The sequence below is a fragment of the Pedobacter panaciterrae genome, assembly GCF_013204795.1.
Classification (GTDB): Bacteria; Bacteroidota; Bacteroidia; order Sphingobacteriales; family Sphingobacteriaceae; genus Pedobacter; species Pedobacter panaciterrae.
On record NZ_JABMKW010000005.1, the window covers coordinates 1 to 1,533 of the forward strand.

At 49.3% G+C, this 1,533-nt stretch carries 2 rRNA genes; both read left to right on the forward strand.

Annotated elements, in window-relative coordinates:
- A 23S ribosomal RNA gene (locus HQN86_RS01500) occupies positions 1-1,349 on the forward strand; the annotation flags it as partial.
- Between the two features lie 111 nt (positions 1,350-1,460).
- Positions 1,461-1,533, forward strand: a 5S ribosomal RNA gene (gene rrf, locus HQN86_RS01505); the annotation flags it as partial.

The following is a 1,533-nucleotide window of genomic DNA, read 5'->3' on the forward strand; positions in this document are numbered from 1 at the left end:
AGCTGAACGCTGATAGTACCGCAAACCTTCGGGGGCGTGGATAGTGCAGGTAATCAGACTTCCAAGAAAAACCGCTAAGCTTCAGGTTATAAAAACCCGTACCGCAAACCGACACAGGTATCCGGGAAGAGAATTCTAAGGTGCTCGAGTGAATCATGGCTAAGGAACTCGGCAAAATGGCCCTGTAACTTCGGGAGAAGGGGCGCTGGTAGCAATATCAGCCGCAGTGAAAAGGCCCAGGCGACTGTTTAACAAAAACACATGGCTTTGCAAAATCGAAAGATGAAGTATAAGGCCTGACACCTGCCCGGTGCTGGAAGGTTAAGAGGGGATGTCATCCGTAAGGAGAAGCATTGAATCGAAGCCCCAGTAAACGGCGGCCGTAACTATAACGGTCCTAAGGTAGCGAAATTCCTTGTCGGGTAAGTTCCGACCTGCACGAATGGTGTAACGATCTGGGCGCTGTCTCAGCCATGAGCTCGGTGAAATTGTGGTCCCGGTGAAGACGCCGGGTACCCGCAACGGGACGGAAAGACCCCATGCACCTTCACTACAATTTAACATTGACATTGGATACAGGATGTGTAGGATAGGTGGGAGACTATGAAGCGGCGTCGCCAGGCGTCGTGGAGTCAACGTTGAAATACCACCCTTTCTGTATTCGGTGTCTAACTCTGCAACGTGGAGGACATTGTTTGATGGGTAGTTTGACTGGGGTGGTCGCCTCCAAAAAGGTAACGGAGGCTTTCAAAGGTAAGCTCAATACGCTTGGTAACCGTATGAGGAGTGCAATAGCATAAGCTTGCTTGACTGTGAGACATACAAGTCGATCAGGGTCGAAAGACGGATATAGTGATCCGGTGGTTCTGCATGGAAGGGCCATCGCTCAAAGGATAAAAGGTACGCTGGGGATAACAGGCTGATCTCCCCCAAGAGCTCATATCGACGGGGAGGTTTGGCACCTCGATGTCGGCTCGTCACATCCTGGGGCTGGAGAAGGTCCCAAGGGTTCGGCTGTTCGCCGATTAAAGTGGCACGCGAGCTGGGTTCAGAACGTCGCGAGACAGTTCGGTCCCTATCTGTTGTGGGCGTTGGAATTTTGAGTGGGGCTGACCTTAGTACGAGAGGACCGGGTTGGACTAGCCTCTAGTGAATCTGTTGTTCCGCCAGGGGCATTGCAGAGTAGCTACGCTGGGAATAGATAAGCGCTGAAAGCATCTAAGTGCGAAACTAGCCACGAGATGAGAATTCCATATAGGACCGTAGCAGACTACTACGTTGATAGGTTACAGATGTAAAGATGGTGACATCAAAGTCGAGTAATACTAATAATCCGAAGCTTTCAAGAGCAGTAAACTGTTGTTTGTTCTTCAAAACTTAACTTCTTTCAATAATATGTCATCGTTATGGCGTATGGAGCTGAATAAAACAGGAATCATACAAGATAACTTTAAAAATATTTAGGTGCCTATATCGGTGGTGTCCACCTCTTCCCATTCCGAACAGAGAAGTTAAGCCCACCAGAGCCGATGG